Origin of the sequence: Pseudomonas lundensis (assembly GCF_015377145.2) — a bacterium.
GTDB lineage: Bacteria > Pseudomonadota > Gammaproteobacteria > Pseudomonadales > Pseudomonadaceae > Aquipseudomonas > Aquipseudomonas lundensis.
Genome location: NZ_CP062158.2, coordinates 695,223 through 712,336 on the forward strand (window position 1 = coordinate 695,223; position 17,114 = coordinate 712,336).

The following is a 17,114-nucleotide window of genomic DNA, read 5'->3' on the forward strand; positions in this document are numbered from 1 at the left end:
TCCAGCGCAAAGGCATGTGGATGTGGACGCAGAGGCGTGTGGCCGTCTGGTCGTGCGAACCGCTCGCAGCGGTTGCAAAGTGTGCGGCGCAGCATACTCAACTTCGCGAAGGTTTCCCAGCTAAAACCGGTCCGGGTTTTCCGGCAGTGCGGGCGGTCCTTCAGTTGTCTTCAAGCGTGTGTGGCACGGCGGGCCTGCGGGTGTTGAGGGTCGACCACCAAAATACCCAGCCCAATATGCGGATATTCAAAGCCTGGATCTGTTCGGCCGAGTAGCTTTCGTCCGGGTATTCACTGAGGTTGTGGCTGCGCAGGCGCAGCCCTTCACCCGGCAGGCGGTACGCGTATTTGATGCGCAACATGCCGTCCTGTTCGAGGGCGTAAATTTCGCCGTCGACGATGTGCGTGAGGCTGGTGTCGATGGCCAGGGTAGAACCGCTCTGTATTTTGTGCGTCATGCTGTTGCCAATCATGGGGACGCAAATGGCGTGTTCCGGACTCACCTCCGCAGCCTGCAAGATCGAGTGGTCAAGGCGCACGTGGTGGTTGGGAATTTCCATGACGCGTGTTCCGGCCCCATCGGGCGCTAACACTTCGTTATAGAACGCGATGCAGACATCGCTGGTGTCGGGTGACACGGCGGATTTGAGGGGCATGGGTTGCGCTTCTGCTGATGCACGCGGTTCAGGCGCGCTTGGGCCTTTGGGGTGTTTTAAACCTTCACCCGTACGCAGCCAGCGACTGTTCACACACAAAAGCTCAGCGATTTCGTCAAGCCGAGCCATGGGGATGCCGCGCTTGAACCAGTTGTTGACGTGCTGCGGCGTAACGCGGCGATTGGCAGCGAAGTCCGAAGCGGATAAATGGCACTCCCTTAAGAGGAGTCTTAGACGATCACCGGATGTATTCATGCTGGCGGAGTTTACGGAGAAGAAGTCGCCGTTTAAATAAACTAAACGTTCAAAAAAGCACGTAAGAATCAGACGGATCGCCCATTTCTAGAGGCTTTTCCTACGTTTAATGTGCGACTCATTTGTACGGGGTGAACACGCTGTTTTAACGTGTTTAAGCGGGCATAAAAAACCCCGGAAGACCGGGGTTTTCAAGTGTAGGCACTTGCCGAAGCCAGTGATTCAACACTTAGCCTTTGTAGGCAGCAACCGATTTGGTGATCTCGGCGCGAGCGGCTTCAGCGTCGCCCCAGCCTTCGATTTTCACCCATTTGCCTTTTTCGAGGTCTTTGTAGTTCTCGAAGAAGTGCTGGATCTGCTGGATCAGCAGAGGTGGCAGGTCGGTGTACTCTTTAACGTCCACGTACAGCTGGGACAGCTTGTCGTGAGGCACTGCAACCACTTTGGCATCGCCGCCGCCGTCGTCAGTCATGTGCAGGATGCCGACCGGGCGAGCACGGATAACCGAACCGGGTGCAACCGGGTAAGGGGTCACGACCAGCACGTCGAGCGGGTCACCGTCGTCGGCCAGGGTGTTCGGGATAAAGCCGTAGTTGGCCGGGTAGAACATCGGGGTGGCCATGAAGCGGTCAACGAACAGGCAATCGCTGTCTTTGTCGATTTCATATTTGATCGGCGCGTGGTTAGCCGGAATCTCGATAGCGACGTAGATGTCATTCGGCAGGTCTTTGCCAGCCGGAATCTTGCTGTAGCTCATTGGGCGGTGCCCCCGTTAGTAGGCCAGTTTGCTTGGCCGATTTGGCCAAAAAGTGGCGGCGATTATAGGCGTATTCCTGCAACGACGTCACGCTTGGGCGATCAGTGCTGTGCGCGGTATCCGACATGTTCACGCTGAAGCATTTGTAAGCGGGTCAATGGATCCTGACGATAAAACAGGCTCAGTTGCTGGTAAACCCGCGGGTAGGCCTGATGCAGCAGATCGGGTGCGCTGAAGAAATACTCGCTGATGACAGCAAAGAACTCCGCCGGGTTTTCGGCCGCATACGGGTCGATGGGCGCGTGATCGGGGTTGTGGTGATCGAGGTAATGGTTGAGGTGGTCGTAGGCCGCTTGCATGGCGTGGGACCAGTCGCTGACGTTCATGCTGCTGTGCAGGGGCGGCATGCCATTGGCGGCGCCGTTGAGCATGTCGAGTTTGTGTGCCAGCTCATGAATCACCAGGTTGTAACCTTCCCAGCCACCGCTCGACAGCACGCCCGGCCAGGCCAGCACCACCGGGCCATGCTCCCAGGCTTCGCCGCTGTGATGCCCTTCCCATTCGTGCTCCACACCACTGGCGTCGCGGTGACGCTGCGGGCTGACGAAATCGTCGGGGTAGAGCACGATTTCGTGAAAGCCCTGATACCAGTCCAGCTCACCCAGGTTCAGCAGCGGCAATTGCGCTTGCGCGGCCAGCAGCAGCCGGCCGACCTCGGTGAGTTCAACCCCGGGCATCGGCGTCAGGTGTTTGTCCTGCAAGAACAGCACGCTGTGCTCTCGCAGCCAGGTGTCTTGTTTGTCATCCAGACCATCGAGGATGCTCAGGTGTTGGCGCACCTCATGCCAGGCATCCGGGGCGACCGGGTGCTGGGCAAGTATCCTCTGGCGTCTCCATTCGCTCAGTGACCACATGGGCTTGTCTCGATCAGGCTTTGGAAGGCGTGCGCCCCAGACGGCTGCGCACCACACCGACAATCATCGGCACCAGTGACAGCAGGATGATGCCCACCACCAGCAGCGACAGGTTTTTCTTGATGAACGGTACATTGCCGAAGAAGTAACCCAGGGTCACCAGGCCGCCAACCCACAGGATGGTACCGAATACGCTAAAGCCGAAAAAGCGCGGGTAGGGCATGCGTGCCACACCGGCAACAAACGGAGCGAAGGTTCGGAAAATTGGTAAGAAACGCGCCATAGTGACTGTTTTTCCGCCGTGGCGGTCATAGAAGTCGTGGGTTTTTTGCAGGTAGTCGCGGCGGAAAATTTTCGAGTTCGGATTGCTGAACAGCCTTTCTCCTGCCGTTCGTCCTATGACGTAGTTGGTACTGTCACCCAAAATGGCTGCCAACATCAAAAGACCTCCCAACAATACGGGGTCAAGTCCTACACCTGCCGCGGTTGCAGGTGCCGCCGATAGAGCGCCCGCGATGAAGAGCAGTGAGTCTCCAGGTAAAAAAGGCATTACGACTAAGCCGGTTTCGCAAAAAATAACCAAGAACAGGATGGCGTAGATCCACACTCCGTAATTATTCACCAGCTGATTTAAATACACATCGAGGTGCAAAATAATCTCGACCGGGTTGATATCCATGTAAAGCACCTGTGTTGATGACCCGGCTCAGCAGGTCTGTGCGGGGAAAAAGGTAATGAACTACAGAGGGTGTAGTTTTTTCGTACATTTTGAACCGGACGGATTATACGGATTGAAGCAACTTCTGCTTCTAGAGTTTGTAGCGAAGCGTGTATTGGGGACAGATTTTTTTGAGGCCCCGTAGCGACTGTCGATGCCCGCTTTGCGCGGCTCGACAGTGACTACAGGTCAACAGGGTAGCGACAAATCGCCGGATTTATTGATCGCTGAGTAGGAAATTTTGGCGGGGCGTGTCCGTTTCCACTGTCTGAACCTGCGCTTCGTCCTTCAAGTTCACGCCTGACAGCTGTCGACGGCAGGCTTCACGCATCAGATACGCCAGCCGATGAGCGGCCATGCCGTAGCTGAGCCCTTCGAGCCGCACGTTGGAAATACAGTTGCGGTAGGCGTCGGTCAGCCCGACCTTGGGCGCGTAGGTGAAATACAGGCCCAGGCTGTCCGGCGAGCTGAGCCCCGGCCGTTCGCCAATCAGCATCACCACCATTTTGGCGCCGAGCAGCTCGCCGATTTCATCCGCCACCGCCACCCGCCCTTGTTCCACCAGCACCACCGGCGACATCGACCAGCCATCGCTGGCGATGTGCTCCTCCATGCGTGCCAGAAAAGGCAAGGTGTGCCGGTGGACTGCCAGCGCGGAAAGTCCGTCCGCCACCACCACCGCCACGTCGACGCCGCCGGGGTTGGCGTGCGTGTAATCGCGCAAAATCTGCGCTGAGGTGTCGTGAAGCTTGCGCCCGAGGTCAGGGCGTTGCAGGTAACTGTGACGATCAGCCGCCGCGCTGTGCAGCAACAGACTGTCACGGCCGCGCTCGCTCAGTTGAGCGCTCAAGCTCGCATGATCGAAAGGCAAATGCACCGCATCGCGCGCTTGCGCGTGAGCAAACTGGAAGTCCAGCTGGGCGTGGGTCGGCAGGCTGGTGCCGGTGCGGCCCAGCGCAATGCGTGCAGGCGTCAGGTGGCGCAGTGCCAGCCAAGGGTTTGTGCTGTCGTTGGGTGTGTGGGCCATGTTCAACGACCTCCCAAATGGGCCAGCGCCTGACGGAATGCCGGTGGCAGTTGATGACCGAATTCGATGCGGCCATCGCGCTGGGTGAAAATACCGACCTTGCTCAGCCATTGCTCAAACTCGGGCGCGGGTTTGAGGCCCAGCGTCTTGCGCGCATACAGGGCGTCATGGAACGAGGTGGTCTGGTAGTTGAGCATGATGTCGTCCGAGCCCGGAATGCCCATGATGAAGTTGATCCCGGCCACGCCGAGTAAGGTCAACAGGGTGTCCATGTCGTCCTGATCCGCTTCGGCGTGGTTGGTGTAGCAGATGTCACACCCCATCGGCACCCCGAGCAGCTTGCCGCAGAAATGGTCCTCAAGTCCGGCGCGGATAATCTGCTTACCGTTGTACAGGTACTCGGGGCCGATGAAGCCGACCACGGTGTTGACCAAAAACGGTTTGAAATGCCGCGCCACCGCATAGGCGCGGGTTTCGCAGGTTTGTTGATCGACGCCCGCGTGCGCGTTGGCCGACAGTGCGCTGCCCTGGCCTGTCTCGAAATACATCAGGTTGTTACCCAATGTGCCGCGATTGAGGCTCAACCCGGCGTCATAGCCTTCTTGCAGGATATTCAGGTTGATGCCGAAACTGGCGTTGGCCGCCTCGGTGCCCGCAATGGACTGAAACACCAGATCCAGCGGCACGCCGCGGTTGATCGCTTCAATAGAGGTGGTGACGTGGGTCAGCACGCAGGATTGAGTGGGGATCTCGTAGCGCTGAATGATCGCGTCCAGCATCTTCAGCAGGTCGCAGATCGAGGCAATGCTGTCGGTGGCCGGGTTGATGCCAATCATGGCATCGCCATTGCCGTAAAGCAGGCCGTCGAGAATGCTCGCGGCGATCCCGGCCGGGTCATCGGTGGGGTGGTTGGGTTGCAGCCGTGTTGACAGGCGGCCGTGCAGGCCCAGCGTGCCGCGAAAGCGGGTGATGACGCGGATCTTCTGCGCCACCAGAATCAGGTCCTGAACGCGCATGATCTTCGACACGGCGGCTGCCATTTCTGGCGTCAGCCCCGGCGCAAGGGCGCGCAAGCTGTGTTCATCGGCGGCGTCGCTGAGCAGCCAGTCACGAAACCCGCCGACCGTCAGGTGGCTGACCCCGCTGAAAGCCTGGGCGTCGTGGCTGTCGATAATCAGCCGCGTGACCTCATCGGTCTCGTAAGGAATCAGCGCTTCGTGCAGGAAATGCGTGAGCGGGATGTCGGCCAGTGCCATTTGTGCCGCGACCCGCTCGCCATCGTTTTGCGCGGCCACGCCCGCCAGGAAATCGCCGGAGCGTGCCGGGCTGGCCTTGGCCATCACCTCTTTGAGGCTGTCAAAGCGGTAAGTCTGCGTACCTACCGCATGAGAAAACGTTGCCATACAGGGTGCTCCTTGACGCCAGACGCGGGGCGTCTGGCGGGCTACTCAGCGATCAGTGCAAGGTTTCTTCGGCTTTCTGGATGGCCGCGAATTCCTCTTCAGGTGTACCGGCGACCAAGTGATGCCGACTGTAGAACGCAAAGTAGGCAATTAATACGCCATAGATCACGGCCGCACCAATCACCACGCGCGGATCGACCAGGAAACCGGCGACCACCGCCACGCACGCCAGCACCAGTGCGACGCCGGAGGTGAAAATGCCGCCCGGTGTGCGGTACGGACGCTCCATTTTGGGGCGACGAATGCGCAGGGTGATGTGCGCGGCCATCATCAACACGTAGGAAATGGTCGCCCCGAACACGGCCACCAGAATCAGCAGATCGCCTTGTCCGGTGAGTGACAGGCCAAACCCGATGATGCCGGGGATGATCAGGGCCATTACCGGTGCTTTGCTTTTGTTGGTTTCGGACAGTTTGCGTGGCAGATAGCCTGCACGGGACAGGGCGAAGATCTGACGCGAATAGGCGTAAATGATCGAGAAGAAACTGGCGATCAAACCGGCCAGCCCGACCAGATTGACGAAACCGCCCATCCAGGTGGAACCGCCATAGGACTTGCTTAAGGCTTCCACCAGCGGGTTGCCCGAGGCCATCAAATGATGCGCCCCGGCACCGCCCGGCCCGATGACCAGGATCATCAGCGCGAACGTCACCAGCACCAGCATGGCGCCGATCAGGCCGCGCGGCAGGTCGCGTTTGGGGTTCTTGGTTTCTTCGGCGGCCAGCGGCACGCCTTCGACGGCGAGGAAAAACCAGATCGCATACGGGATGGCGGCCCACACGCCCACATAACCGAACGGCAGGAACGGGCTGGCGCCTTTGGCCTCGGTCACCGGGATGTCCAGCAGGTTGGCAACGCTGAAGTGCGGCACCATCGACACCAGAAACACGCCCAGGGCAATGGCGGCCACGGCGGTAATGATGAACATCAGCTTGAGCGCTTCACCGACCCCAAAAATGTGGATGCCGATGAAGATGATGTAAAACGCCAGATAGATCATCCAGCCGCCAATCCCGAACAGCGACTCGCAATAAGCGCCGATAAACACGGCAATGGCGGCCGGGGCGATGGCGTACTCGATGAGGATTGCCGTGCCGGTCAGGAACCCGCCCCACGGGCCGAATGCACTGCGGGCAAAGCCGTAGCCGCCGCCCGCTGTGGGGATCATTGACGACAACTCGGCCAGCGAGAAACACATGCACAAGTACATGGTGGCCATCAGTAAGGTGGCGAGGAACATACCGCCCCAGCCGCCTTGGGCCAGACCGAAGTTCCAGCCGGCATAGTCGCCGGAGATCACATACGCCACGCCCAGTCCTACCAGCAGGACCCAGCCGGCGGCGCCTTTTTTCAGTTCGCGTTGTTGAAAGTAATCGGAGCCGACTTTTTCGAAGTCGACCGAAGAGGGGGCCGCTGCGGCGGCGATGGGTTCGCTAGGCATGTGCATTCACCTGTTCTTTATTGTTTGGAAAATTTGACAGGGTGTGAAGCAAGAGAAGGGCCAATCTGCAAGTCTGCAGGAGCGAGGCTCGCTCGCTCCTGCAGATCGAGCCGTTAGAAGAAGCCCAACGGGTTGATGTCGTAACTCACCAGCAGGTTTTTGGTCTGCTGATAATGGTCGAGCATCATCTTGTGGGTTTCACGGCCAACCCCGGACTTCTTGTAGCCACCGAACGCGGCGTGTGCCGGGTAGAGGTGATAGCAGTTGGTCCAGACGCGGCCTGCCTTGATCGCCCGGCCCATGCGGTAGGCGCGGTTGATGTCGCGGGTCCACAGCCCGGCGCCCAGGCCGAACTCGGTGTCATTGGCGATGGCCAGCGCTTCGGCTTCGTCCTTGAAGGTGGTGATGCTGACCACCGGGCCAAAGATTTCTTCCTGGAACACGCGCATTTTGTTGGTGCCCTTGAGCAGGGTCGGCTGGATGTAATAGCCAGTAGCCAGATCCCCTTCGAGTTTGGCCATAGCGCCACCGGTCAGCAATTGCGCGCCTTCGTTTTTGGCGATTTCAAGGTAGGACAGGATCTTGTCAAATTGCTGCTCGGACGCTTGTGCGCCGACCATGGTGTCGGTGTCCAACGGGTCACCACGCTTGATCGCCTCGACTTTCTTCATCACGACTTTCATGAACTCGTCGTAGATCGACTCTTGCACCAGTGCGCGCGACGGACAGGTGCAGACTTCGCCCTGGTTGAAGAACGCCAGCACCAGACCTTCAGCGGCCTTCTCAATGAAGGAGGGTTCGGCCTGCATGATGTCTTCGAAGAAGATGTTCGGCGATTTGCCGCCCAATTCAACGGTCGAAGGAATGATGTTTTCAGCGGCACATTTCATGATGTGCGCGCCCACGGGGGTCGAGCCGGTGAACGCGATTTTGGCAATGCGCTTGCTGGTGGCCAGCGCTTCGCCTGCTTCCTTGCCGAAGCCTTGCACCACGTTCAGCACGCCCGGCGGCAGCAGGTCGCCAATCAGCTCCATCAGCACGCTGATGCTCAGCGGTGTTTGTTCGGCAGGCTTGAGCACGATGCAGTTACCGGCTGCCAGCGCCGGGGCGAGTTTCCAGGCGGCCATCAGCAGCGGGAAGTTCCACGGGATGATCTGCCCGACCACGCCCAGCGGTTCGTGGATGTGGTAGGCCACCGTGTTGCCGTCAATCTCGGCGGCGCTGCCTTCCTGGGCTCGGATGCACCCGGCGTAGTACCGGAAGTGGTCGGCTGCCAGCGGCACGTCGGCGTTCAGGGTTTCGCGCACGGCCTTGCCGTTGTCCCAGGTTTCGGTGACGGCCAGCAGTTCAAGGTTTTGTTCGATACGGTCGGCGATTTTCAGCAACACCAGCGAGCGCGCTTGCACCGACGTCGCGCCCCACGCATCCGCGGCGGCGTGGGCGGCGTCGAGGGCTTTTTCGATGTCTTCTGCGGTCGAGCGCGGGAACTGGGCAATGGGTTTGCCGTTTACCGGTGAGGTATTAGTGAAATATTGACCTTTGACGGGAGCCACGAATTCGCCGCCGATGTAGTTACCGTATTGGCTCTTGAACGAGACGATCGAGCCTTCAGTACCGGGTTGTGCATAACGCATGGTGAATGTCTCCTGGCTTTTTTGTGCTTATGGGAGGACGCGCTCGGGCGCTGCCCTAAGCCGGAGCAAAGGCCGGGCCAGATTCCGTTGAGTGCTCTAAAACGGGGCTTTCGGGCGCTCCCGTCATGGCACGGGACGTCTGTCTGTGACACGGCTGGTACAGTCGGGGTGACACTGTGTGCCAAAAACGGTACAGCGCATGACCAGTCAGTCAGATGGCGATTGCAATGCTTTGGACGCAAGAGGATGCTGGGGGCTCGGTTTGGACTGGTACTCGGGCGCAGCACGTGGGGCATTTGCCCTGTACACGCCGAGACCGCCGAGACAGAGCGGAGAATAATAAAAATGCACAGTGCAGATATCAGTCGGCACGCCCGACAAGTCATCGATGTCACGCAGGGCCGTCCTCAGGGATGCGACCCGTCCATCGTTCGCTCCTGGCAACGCTGCCTGGAGGATTATCACCTCGACCCCGCACACACCGTCGCCCCGACGGTGCTGGAACACGGCCGCATCCTGGAAGGGCGCGAGCGTTTGCAGCAGGTGTTGCACATTGCCACTCACGAAATGAACAGCCTGCATCAACAATTATCGGGCGCTGGTCATGCTGTCCTGCTGACCGATGCCCGGGGCGTGATCCTGAACTGCGTGACCGCGCCCACAGAGCGCACGGTGTTCGAACGCGCAGGGTTATGGCTGGGGGCTGATTGGAGTGAAGCCCGTGAAGGCACCAACGGTATCGGCACGTGCCTGGTGGAGCGACAGGCGCTGACCATTCATCAGGACGAGCACTTTCGCGGCCGTCACACCGGCCTGACCTGTTCGGCCAGCCCGGTGTTTGACCCGCAGGGCGAGTTGCTGGCCGTGCTGGACGTGTCCTCGGCCCGTCACGACGTGTCGCGCCAGAGCCAGTTCCACACCATGGCGCTGGTCAACTTGTCAGCGAAAATCATCGAAAGCAGTTACTTCTTGCGTCATTTTGAAGACCAATGGCTGCTGCGTTTTCACCTCCAGGCGCAGTCAGTAGGGCTTTTCAGCGAAGGCATGCTGGCGTTCGATGGCGAGGGCGTGATTGTTGCGGTCAACCAGAGCGCCTTGAACCTGTTGGGTCATGTGCGCGGCGGGTTGGTGGGGCAACTCATCGATCAGGTATTTGATTGCCCGCGCGACGAACTCTTCGCCCGCGCCAGCCCGCAGGCCAGCGCCAGTTGGCCGCTTTGCACCCGCGATGGTCGCTATTTATTCGCCGCATTGCGGGGCCTGGCGCGCGCTCAACCCGCGCCAGTCAGCGTTCAACCTGACCCCGCACCCGCGCGCCTGAGCGGGATCTGCCTGGGCGATGACGCGTTGCACACCGATTTTCGCCGGGCGCTGCGGGTTTTCGAGCGCGACGTGCCGTTGTTGGTCAATGGTGAAACCGGCTCGGGCAAAGAAGCCTTCGCCAAAGCGGTGCATCTGGCCAGCTTGCGCACCGACCAGCCCTTTGTGGCGCTTAACTGCGCGGCGATTCCTGAAAGCCTGATTGAAAGTGAATTGTTCGGCTATCGCGGCGGCAGTTTTACCGGTGCCCGCAAGGAAGGCATGCAGGGCAAGTTGCAACAGGCCGATGGCGGAACGTTGTTTCTCGATGAGATCGGCGACATGCCGCTGGCCATGCAGACTCGTTTGCTGCGTGTGCTGGAAGACCGTCTGGTGGTGCCGATCGGTGGCGAGCCGCAAGCCGTCAACGTGCGCATCATCAGCGCCACCCATCGCAATTTGCTGGAACGCGTGGAGCAGGGCAGCTTTCGCGAAGACCTGTACTACCGGCTCAACGGGCTGGAAATCGCCTTGCCCGCCTTGCGTGATCGCAGTGACAAGTCGCAGTTGCTCGATTTTCTGCTGGCGCAGGAGGCGGGGCCGGAGCGGTTGGAGATCGACCCTCAGGCCCGTCGGGCGTTGCTTGATTTCAGTTGGCCGGGCAACGTCCGCCAATTGCGTAACGTGTTGCGTACCTTGGCGGCGTTATGTGAAGACGGGCGTATCAGGTTGCAGGACCTGCCCGCCAATCTGCGCAAGGCGCTACCCAAAGAACCTGAGGCGTCTGAACACCCGCTCGATGAAGCCGAGAAAATGGCCTTGCTGATGGCGCTGGAGTTGCATCGCTGGCACATGACGCATACCGCCCTGCAACTGGGGGTCAGCCGCAATACGCTGTACAGAAAGCTGCGCAAGCATGGGATTGAGCGCTGAAGGCCAAAGTGCTCGTTTTGCATGAGCGAGCACTTTTAGGGTGTATTGAATGGGTTGTTGTTTTACCTCATTCTAAGTTCTCGATTGATAACAGCTGGCAAGTGTTTGGCAGAGGGTAGTTTGATCAATGTGATGTGGGGGTGGATCTTGTTCTTTAATACAATGTCATCATTTTTTTCAATGAGTTTAATAAGGTTTTTGTAAGTTGGATTCTTGGAGAGGGTGGCAAAAGTGAAGTGTTGGTCAATGCCATGAATTTTGTCTTTTGGGTTTTTTAAATACACGGCAACGACGCTTCCGGTTTTTCTTTTGGCCCGTGAGAGTGCAAGTTTATTAGCATAGACTCTAGCGACCTCTGGTTTGCGAGTGACATAGAAGCCACGGCCAAATACTTCTCTGCCGCTGCGTGTGGGTACATAGTTGTTATGTAAACCCTGGCTGATCAGTTGGTTTATTTGCTCGTTGCTAGCTCCGTGGTAACCAATAAGCACGCTGCCGTCCTCTAAAACTTGCTCTACCGGTTCGCTGGTTTTTTTGCTAGCGCCTTTGAATGCTTTGAAAAAAGAACGGAAAAAATGACTGATGGCATTGGTTGCTTCGGGGTCAATAAGGTTTATTGGATCTCCTGTGCAGTAGGTGTACCTGTTAATGCCGCCTCTCTCAAATGGGCTTAGAAGATCGGGTGAATTAAATCTCATCAATACAGGGTTGTATGCCCTGCGCCCCCTACCCAGTAAATAGTGGCCGGTTACAACGTCTTGACGTTCCCCGGTGTAGCCCAGTAGAGAAACTGAATTGATGTTGTCAGGGCTAAAGCCATACGCCGTGTAGGCGTGCTGCTAGTGGTCAAGTTCGGCTCTTGCTACGAGAGGGGAGTTTTGGGCGTCACAAGCGAGTAGCACAGTGTCTTTGATTCCGTTGTGCGCACGGTGCTGTGCTATCACTCTGTTTTCGCCCATTACTCTCATTAGCGTAGAACTTGTAGAGCCTTGAACTTCCGTCGCAAGCCTATTATCGGCATACAGGTATGTCGTAGTGCTGGGTTCGGATGGAAACGATTGGGTGAGTAATCGATTCAATGGGTCATAGCGATACTGACACACAACAGCTTTATGTGAATTCTTCATGCGGCCCACCTCCTTGTTTTTCCCTTCTGATTGTCCAAGGTTGACTAGGTTAACGGTACTAGCAGAAGTGATAGGTCTATCACGCCGAGAGGGGGCGGAGGGATTGAAAAACTGTCGAAGCGCTTTTTCTGCAGGGCCCGTTCAGCTAGTGAGTGCGAAAAACAGTGCTCTACGCTACCCTTCGCCGATGATTTTCGAGGTCGACTATGCACATTCATATTCTTGGTATTTGCGGCACATTCATGGGTTCGCTGGCGGTTTTGGCCAAAGAACTGGGCCATCACGTGACAGGCTCCGACGCGAACGTCTATCCGCCGATGAGCACCCAGCTGCAAGCTCAAGGCATTGAGTTGACCCAAGGCTACGACCCCGCCCAGCTGGACCCCGCGCCTGATGTGGTGGTGATCGGCAATGCGCTGTCGCGTGGCAATCCGGCGGTCGAATACGTGCTCAACAAAGGCCTGCCGTATGTGTCCGGGCCGCAATGGCTGGCCGATCACGTGCTGCAAGGCCGCTGGGTGCTGGCGGTGGCCGGGACTCACGGCAAAACCACGACCAGCAGCATGCTGGCCTGGGTACTGGAACATGCCGGCATGGCGCCGGGCTTCCTGATCGGCGGCGTGCCGCAAAACTTTGCCGTGTCGGCGCGGTTGGGCGACACACCGTTTTTCGTGGTCGAGGCCGATGAGTACGACAGCGCCTTCTTCGACAAACGCTCCAAGTTTGTGCATTACCGTCCGCGTACCGCGATCCTCAACAATCTTGAGTTCGATCACGCGGACATCTTCCCCGACCTGCCTGCGATCGAGCGGCAATTTCACCATTTAGTGCGCACGATCCCCAGCGAAGGCCTGGTGATTCACCCGACCACTGAACCTGCCTTGCAGCGGGTGATTGACATGGGCTGCTGGACCCCCGTGCAAACCACGGGCGAAGGGGGTCAATGGCAAGCCCGCCTGTTGAGCGACGACGGTTCGCGCTTTGAGGTGCTGTTCGAGGGCGTGGTTCAGGGCACTGTCGAGTGGGACATGACCGGCCAGCATAACGTCGCCAATGCCTTGGCCACGCTGGCGGCTGCCCGCCATGTTGGGGTGGTGCCGAGCATGGCGATTGATGGCCTGAGCGCCTTCAAAAGCGTGAAGCGCCGAATGGAAAAAGTGGCCGAGGTGAAGGGCGTCACGATTTATGACGACTTCGCTCACCACCCGACCGCCATTGCCACCACGCTGGACGGGTTGCGCAAGCGTATCGGCGATGCCCCGTTGGTGGCGATCATTGAACCGCGTTCCAACTCCATGAAACTGGGTGCCCACCGGGATGGCCTGCCGCAGAGCGTGGTCCAGGCCGATCACGTGGTCTGGTATGCGCCGGCCAATCTGGGCTGGGATTTGGCGGCAACGGTTGCATCGAGCCCTGTGTCGACCCGGGTCTGCGACTCGCTGGACGCCATCATCGCTGACGTCAAAACCCGCGTTAAGCCTGGCACCCACGTGGTGATCATGAGTAACGGCGGCTTTGGCGGGCTACACGGCAAGCTGGCGGACGCGCTGCAATGAGTGGCCCGGAACGCATCACCCTGGCCGTGACCGGTGCATCGGGCATGCCTTACGCATTGCGTTTGCTCGATTGCTTGGTGCGCGAAGACCGCGAAGTTCACTTCCTGATTTCCAAGGCCGCACAGTTGGTCATGGCGACTGAAACCGACGTTAACCTGCCGCCCAAGCCGCAGGCCATGCAGACGTTTCTGACCGAATACACCGGGGCGGCTGCCGGGCAGATCCGTGTGTACGGCAAGGAAGACTGGATGTCACCGGTGGCCTCGGGTTCCGGCGCGCCGGCCGCGATGGTGGTGGTGCCGTGTTCCACGGGCACGCTGTCGGCCATTGCCACGGGCGCGTGCAACAACCTGGTCGAGCGGGCGGCGGACGTGACGCTCAAAGAGCGTCGCCAGTTGATTCTGGTGCCGCGCGAAGCGCCGTACTCCAGTATTCATCTGGAAAACATGCTCAAGCTGTCGAACATGGGCGCCATCATCTTGCCCGCATCGCCGGGTTTCTATCATCAGCCGCAGACCATCGATGATCTGGTTGATTTTATGGTCGCGCGCATTCTTAACCTGCTCAATATCCCGCAGGACATGCTCCCGCGCTGGGGCGAGCACCATGTGGGCGGCGATGAGTAAGGCGCTGCTGGGCGTGTTGATGCTCCTGCACATTGGCGGTTGCGCCAGCGTCCGCACGCTGGACGCCGCCAAGCCGGGGGCGCCGGTGGTGTATTCGGGTACGCGGCTCGATTGGTATGCGTTGCAGGGCGGGTGCTGTGCGCAAGACCGCTTTGGCGCCCAGCCCCCGCGTTATCCAGGGCTGGACCTGCCTGCCAGCGCCTTGCTGGATACGCTTTTGTTGCCGTTGTCGGTGTTGACCGTGCTGGGGGTCGGCGTCCAGGCCAACGGCGGGCTGTAACGGGTTACTTGCCCAGTTTTCTCAGTTCGTCGGACTCAATCACCCGCACGCCTTGCTGATCTTCAAGCGCCAGTCGCCACAGTGCCCGGGCCAGTTCACAGGCTTCAATGCCGTGGTATTTGCCGGGGATCAATTTTGAAAAAAGACCTGCAATTTTCTCTGCCGGGCGTTCTTCCAGGCGTTCGCCGATGAGCAGAGATGGGCGGGCGATGGTTAACTGAGGCCAGTCCTGCGCTCGCAAGGATTGCTCCATCTCACCTTTGACCCGGTTGTAGAAAATGGATGACTCCGGGTCTGCGCCAATGGCGCTGATGACGATCAAATGCCTGGCGCCCATTTCACGCGCGCGTTTGGCAAAGGCCACGACCATGTCGTGGTCCACGGCGCGAAAGGCTTCTTCGGAACCGGCCTGTTTGATGGTGGTGCCCAGGCAGCAGAACGCGACATCGACCGGGCCGCTGAGTTGGGGCAGAAACACGGCGGGGTCGCCGACCGGGTTTTCCAGGTGCGGATGGTCGGCCAGGGGTTTGCGCGAGGGGGCGAGTACGCGTTCTACCGTCGGTTCGTTAAGCAAACGGTCGAGCAACAGCTCACCGGTCAGGCCGGTGGCACCCGCAAGCAGGATGTGCTGAGGCGTCAGGTACATGCGAATTCTCCCTTGATACATTCAGCTTAGTCACTCGCGGCGTCCATGCTGTTCCATCGGATTAATGCAACGCTTGCCGTGCTTGTTGCTCGCGCAGGCGCTGCCAGTGGTTCAAGACGCCTTTCGGTGCCCAGAGTTGAGGTGCTGAAGCATCGAAGTTGTCGGCCTGTTCGCGCTCGGCAACGTATTGTTTCGCCAGAGTGAACGCCTGTTGCAGGTCGTCGGTCTGGTTCAGGGCCTGCGCGAACAGGGCATTGCCGAAGTAAGTGAAGTCGGCTTCTTCCGAGCAGCCAAACGACACCTTGTCCGCTTCGGAGGCGGTCATGATCAAGGTTCTTTCATCCTTGAGCGCCGGGATGAATCCGCCCGAGTAGCAGGCAGAAATCACAATGATCTTGTCGCGATGCTTCAAAGGGGCAAGCGCGGCGGCCAATTCGTCGGCGGGCAGGTCAGCCAGTTCAAGGCGCGGCTGGTCGAGCACCAGTTCATGGTCGTGGGTGCCGTGGCTGGTCAGGTAGATGAACACCAGGTCTTCCGGGCCCGTGCGCTCGGCCAGGGTCTTGGCGGCGCGGTGCAGGTTTTCGCGGGTGGCCATGGGGCGATCCATCAAGTGGTCGCGATGGTTGACCAGGCTGATGTTGCCGCGGCTGCCGAAACGGCTGGTAAGCATGTCGCTGACGTAATCAGCTTCACGCAGAAAGACGCTTTGCTTGCCGTCGCCCCCCAGCACCAGGCTGTACAGCTCGACGGCCGGGGTGGAGTGTGGAACCGCTTTGAGGGCCCGGTCGAGCAACGCGCCCTGATTGAGCAGGCCCAGCTCAAGCGGATCCGGCAACAGCTCGCCTTTTTCGTCGCGCACGCGCAGCCCGTTGATCCAGTAGCCTTTCTCTACCGTGCCGTCGCTCAGGGTCAGGGTGCCATAGCCCTGATACGTGTCGTTGGCAAAGTCACCGACATAGCGGCTGCCATCGGCCATGTTGAGCTGGCCGGGCCCATTGAAGCGCCACTCATTGAATTGACCGCGATAGTGGCTGCCGTCAACGCCGATGAACTCGCCTTGGCCCGTCAGGGCGCCGTCCTTGAACTCGCCGATCCACACGTCGCCGTCAGCGTTTTCGAAGCGGCCCTTGCCGTTGAGCTGGTTGTCTTTGAACTCGCCTTCGTATTGATCCCCTTCGGCGCTGTTGAAAATGCCAGTGCCTTCGAGCTGACCATTGACGAATGTGCCCGTGAATTCGTTGCCGCTGGCATCGCTGCGCTTGCCTTCGCCATGGGGTTTGCCCTGGGCGAACTGGCCCTGATACTCGCTGCCGTCTTCCAGTTCGAGGTGGCCGAAGCCGGAAAACTGGTCATCCTTGAAAGCGCCGCGGTAGCTCATACCACCTTGTTTGAGGGTGCCTTCACCTTCGCGGCGACCTTGCTTGAAGCCGCCGACGTACTCGCTGTCGTGGGTGGTCAGGCTGCCTTGCCCGTTCCACAGGCCGCCCTCGAATTTGCCGCGGTACACGTCGCCATTGCTGGCATGCCATTCCCCCTGGCCCTGATACACGCCATTGCTGAATTCACCCGCGTACCAAGTGCCGTTCGGGTAGTCGATGCGGCCCTGGCCCTGCAATAGTCCGTTGACCACTTCACCGCGATAGCGCCCGCCATCGGGCAGGCGAGCGTCCGGGGGCAACAGCGAGTCGCCGTCGCCGCAGGCCGTCAGCAGCAAAGTCAGAGCAAGGGGTACAAATGGGCGCATGGCAGGATCCGGAAAGTTAGGCCACCGAGTATGCCGCAG

At 59.2% G+C, this 17,114-nt stretch carries 15 protein-coding genes and 1 pseudogene; 4 read left to right on the plus strand and 12 right to left on the minus strand.

Annotation, left to right across the window (positions count from 1 at the left end; all coding sequences use genetic code 11):
• Positions 1-160: 160 nt before the first annotated feature.
• From IF654_RS03605 to exaC, 8 genes are all read right to left on the minus strand, one after another.
• Entirely contained in the window at positions 161-910 is a 750-nt protein-coding gene (locus IF654_RS03605; protein WP_047281371.1) for a LexA family transcriptional regulator, read from the minus strand.
• A gap of 229 nt (positions 911-1,139) precedes the next feature.
• On the minus strand, positions 1,140-1,667 hold the full coding sequence (ppa, locus tag IF654_RS03610; RefSeq protein WP_016779241.1) for an inorganic diphosphatase: 528 nt from the start codon (positions 1,665-1,667) through the stop codon (positions 1,140-1,142).
• A 101-nt stretch (positions 1,668-1,768) separates the two neighbouring features.
• Complete coding sequence (locus IF654_RS03615) at positions 1,769-2,581, minus strand: M90 family metallopeptidase (RefSeq protein WP_047273480.1); 813 nt, start codon at positions 2,579-2,581, stop codon at positions 1,769-1,771.
• A 13-nt stretch (positions 2,582-2,594) separates the two neighbouring features.
• Positions 2,595-3,260, minus strand: coding sequence for a DedA family protein (locus IF654_RS03620; protein WP_047283119.1), 666 nt, complete (start codon positions 3,258-3,260; stop codon positions 2,595-2,597).
• 256 nt (positions 3,261-3,516) lie between these two features.
• Positions 3,517-4,332, minus strand: coding sequence for an ethanolamine ammonia-lyase subunit EutC (gene eutC / locus IF654_RS03625; RefSeq protein ID WP_162199725.1), 816 nt, complete (start codon positions 4,330-4,332; stop codon positions 3,517-3,519).
• Positions 4,329-5,729, minus strand: coding sequence for an ethanolamine ammonia-lyase subunit EutB (locus IF654_RS03630; RefSeq protein ID WP_047279143.1), 1,401 nt, complete (start codon positions 5,727-5,729; stop codon positions 4,329-4,331). The genes eutC and IF654_RS03630 overlap by 4 nt, the downstream gene beginning before the upstream one ends.
• A 52-nt stretch (positions 5,730-5,781) precedes the next feature.
• On the minus strand, positions 5,782-7,230 hold the full coding sequence (eat, locus tag IF654_RS03635) for an ethanolamine permease (protein ID WP_194862762.1): 1,449 nt from the start codon (positions 7,228-7,230) through the stop codon (positions 5,782-5,784).
• Positions 7,231-7,343: 113 nt separating this feature from the next.
• Complete coding sequence (exaC, locus tag IF654_RS03640; protein WP_047273484.1) at positions 7,344-8,864, minus strand: acetaldehyde dehydrogenase ExaC; 1,521 nt, start codon at positions 8,862-8,864, stop codon at positions 7,344-7,346.
• Positions 8,865-9,209: 345 nt separating this feature from the next.
• On the opposite strand from exaC, the gene IF654_RS03645 reads away from it, so the two are divergent.
• Positions 9,210-11,096, plus strand: coding sequence for a sigma-54-dependent Fis family transcriptional regulator (locus tag IF654_RS03645; protein WP_047281368.1), 1,887 nt, complete (start codon positions 9,210-9,212; stop codon positions 11,094-11,096).
• 62 nt (positions 11,097-11,158) lie between these two features.
• Here the strand turns inward: IF654_RS03645 and IF654_RS03650 are convergent, their stop codons facing one another.
• Positions 11,159-11,713 (minus strand): poly(ADP-ribose) polymerase family protein, encoded by a 555-nt coding sequence (locus IF654_RS03650; protein ID WP_269059471.1) that lies wholly within the window; start codon positions 11,711-11,713, stop codon positions 11,159-11,161.
• A pseudogene (locus IF654_RS23085) lies at positions 11,705-11,914 on the minus strand (RHS repeat-associated core domain-containing protein); the annotation flags it as partial. The pseudogene IF654_RS23085 and the gene IF654_RS03650, both read right to left, overlap by 9 nt.
• 515 nt (positions 11,915-12,429) lie before the next feature.
• Here IF654_RS23085 and mpl point away from each other — a divergent pair.
• The 3 genes from mpl to IF654_RS03665 are packed head-to-tail and all read left to right on the plus strand — an operon-like array spanning position 12,430 to position 14,685.
• On the plus strand, positions 12,430-13,779 hold the full coding sequence (mpl, locus tag IF654_RS03655; protein WP_095007577.1) for a UDP-N-acetylmuramate:L-alanyl-gamma-D-glutamyl-meso-diaminopimelate ligase: 1,350 nt from the start codon (positions 12,430-12,432) through the stop codon (positions 13,777-13,779).
• On the plus strand, positions 13,776-14,405 hold the full coding sequence (gene ubiX / locus IF654_RS03660) for a flavin prenyltransferase UbiX (RefSeq protein ID WP_047273487.1): 630 nt from the start codon (positions 13,776-13,778) through the stop codon (positions 14,403-14,405). Before mpl ends, ubiX begins: the two co-directional genes overlap by 4 nt.
• Positions 14,398-14,685, plus strand: coding sequence for a YceK/YidQ family lipoprotein (locus IF654_RS03665; RefSeq protein WP_047279138.1), 288 nt, complete (start codon positions 14,398-14,400; stop codon positions 14,683-14,685). Before ubiX ends, IF654_RS03665 begins: the two co-directional genes overlap by 8 nt.
• Positions 14,686-14,689: 4 nt before the next feature.
• Here IF654_RS03665 and IF654_RS03670 read toward each other — a convergent pair whose 3' ends face one another.
• Positions 14,690-15,331 carry an oxidoreductase gene (locus tag IF654_RS03670; protein ID WP_047273489.1) on the minus strand — a complete coding sequence of 214 codons (642 nt, stop codon included), beginning with the start codon at positions 15,329-15,331 and terminating at the stop codon, positions 14,690-14,692.
• 61 nt (positions 15,332-15,392) lie between these two features.
• Positions 15,393-17,075 carry a C13 family peptidase gene (locus IF654_RS03675; RefSeq protein ID WP_194862760.1) on the minus strand — a complete coding sequence of 561 codons (1,683 nt, stop codon included), beginning with the start codon at positions 17,073-17,075 and terminating at the stop codon, positions 15,393-15,395.
• Between the last annotated feature and the right edge of the window lie 39 nt (positions 17,076-17,114).

Bases quoted from the DNA above. Each gene is read 5' to 3' on its own strand.
- IF654_RS03620 (WP_047283119.1), bottom strand. From the start codon at position 3,260: ATGGATATCAACCCGGTCGAGATTATTTTGCACCTCGATGTGTATTTA.
- IF654_RS03630 (WP_047279143.1), bottom strand. From the start codon at position 5,729: ATGGCAACGTTTTCTCATGCGGTAGGTACGCAGACTTACCGCTTTGAC.
- mpl (WP_095007577.1), top strand. From the start codon at position 12,430: ATGCACATTCATATTCTTGGTATTTGCGGCACATTCATGGGTTCGCTG.
- ubiX (WP_047273487.1), top strand. From the start codon at position 13,776: ATGAGTGGCCCGGAACGCATCACCCTGGCCGTGACCGGTGCATCGGGC.
- IF654_RS03665 (WP_047279138.1), top strand. From the start codon at position 14,398: ATGAGTAAGGCGCTGCTGGGCGTGTTGATGCTCCTGCACATTGGCGGT.
- IF654_RS03675 (WP_194862760.1), bottom strand. From the start codon at position 17,075: ATGCGCCCATTTGTACCCCTTGCTCTGACTTTGCTGCTGACGGCCTGC.
- IF654_RS03670 (WP_047273489.1), bottom strand. From the start codon at position 15,331: ATGTACCTGACGCCTCAGCACATCCTGCTTGCGGGTGCCACCGGCCTG.
- IF654_RS03615 (WP_047273480.1), bottom strand. From the start codon at position 2,581: ATGTGGTCACTGAGCGAATGGAGACGCCAGAGGATACTTGCCCAGCAC.
- eat (WP_194862762.1), bottom strand. From the start codon at position 7,230: ATGCCTAGCGAACCCATCGCCGCCGCAGCGGCCCCCTCTTCGGTCGAC.
- IF654_RS03605 (WP_047281371.1), bottom strand. From the start codon at position 910: ATGAATACATCCGGTGATCGTCTAAGACTCCTCTTAAGGGAGTGCCAT.
- ppa (WP_016779241.1), bottom strand. From the start codon at position 1,667: ATGAGCTACAGCAAGATTCCGGCTGGCAAAGACCTGCCGAATGACATC.
- IF654_RS03645 (WP_047281368.1), top strand. From the start codon at position 9,210: ATGCACAGTGCAGATATCAGTCGGCACGCCCGACAAGTCATCGATGTC.
- exaC (WP_047273484.1), bottom strand. From the start codon at position 8,864: ATGCGTTATGCACAACCCGGTACTGAAGGCTCGATCGTCTCGTTCAAG.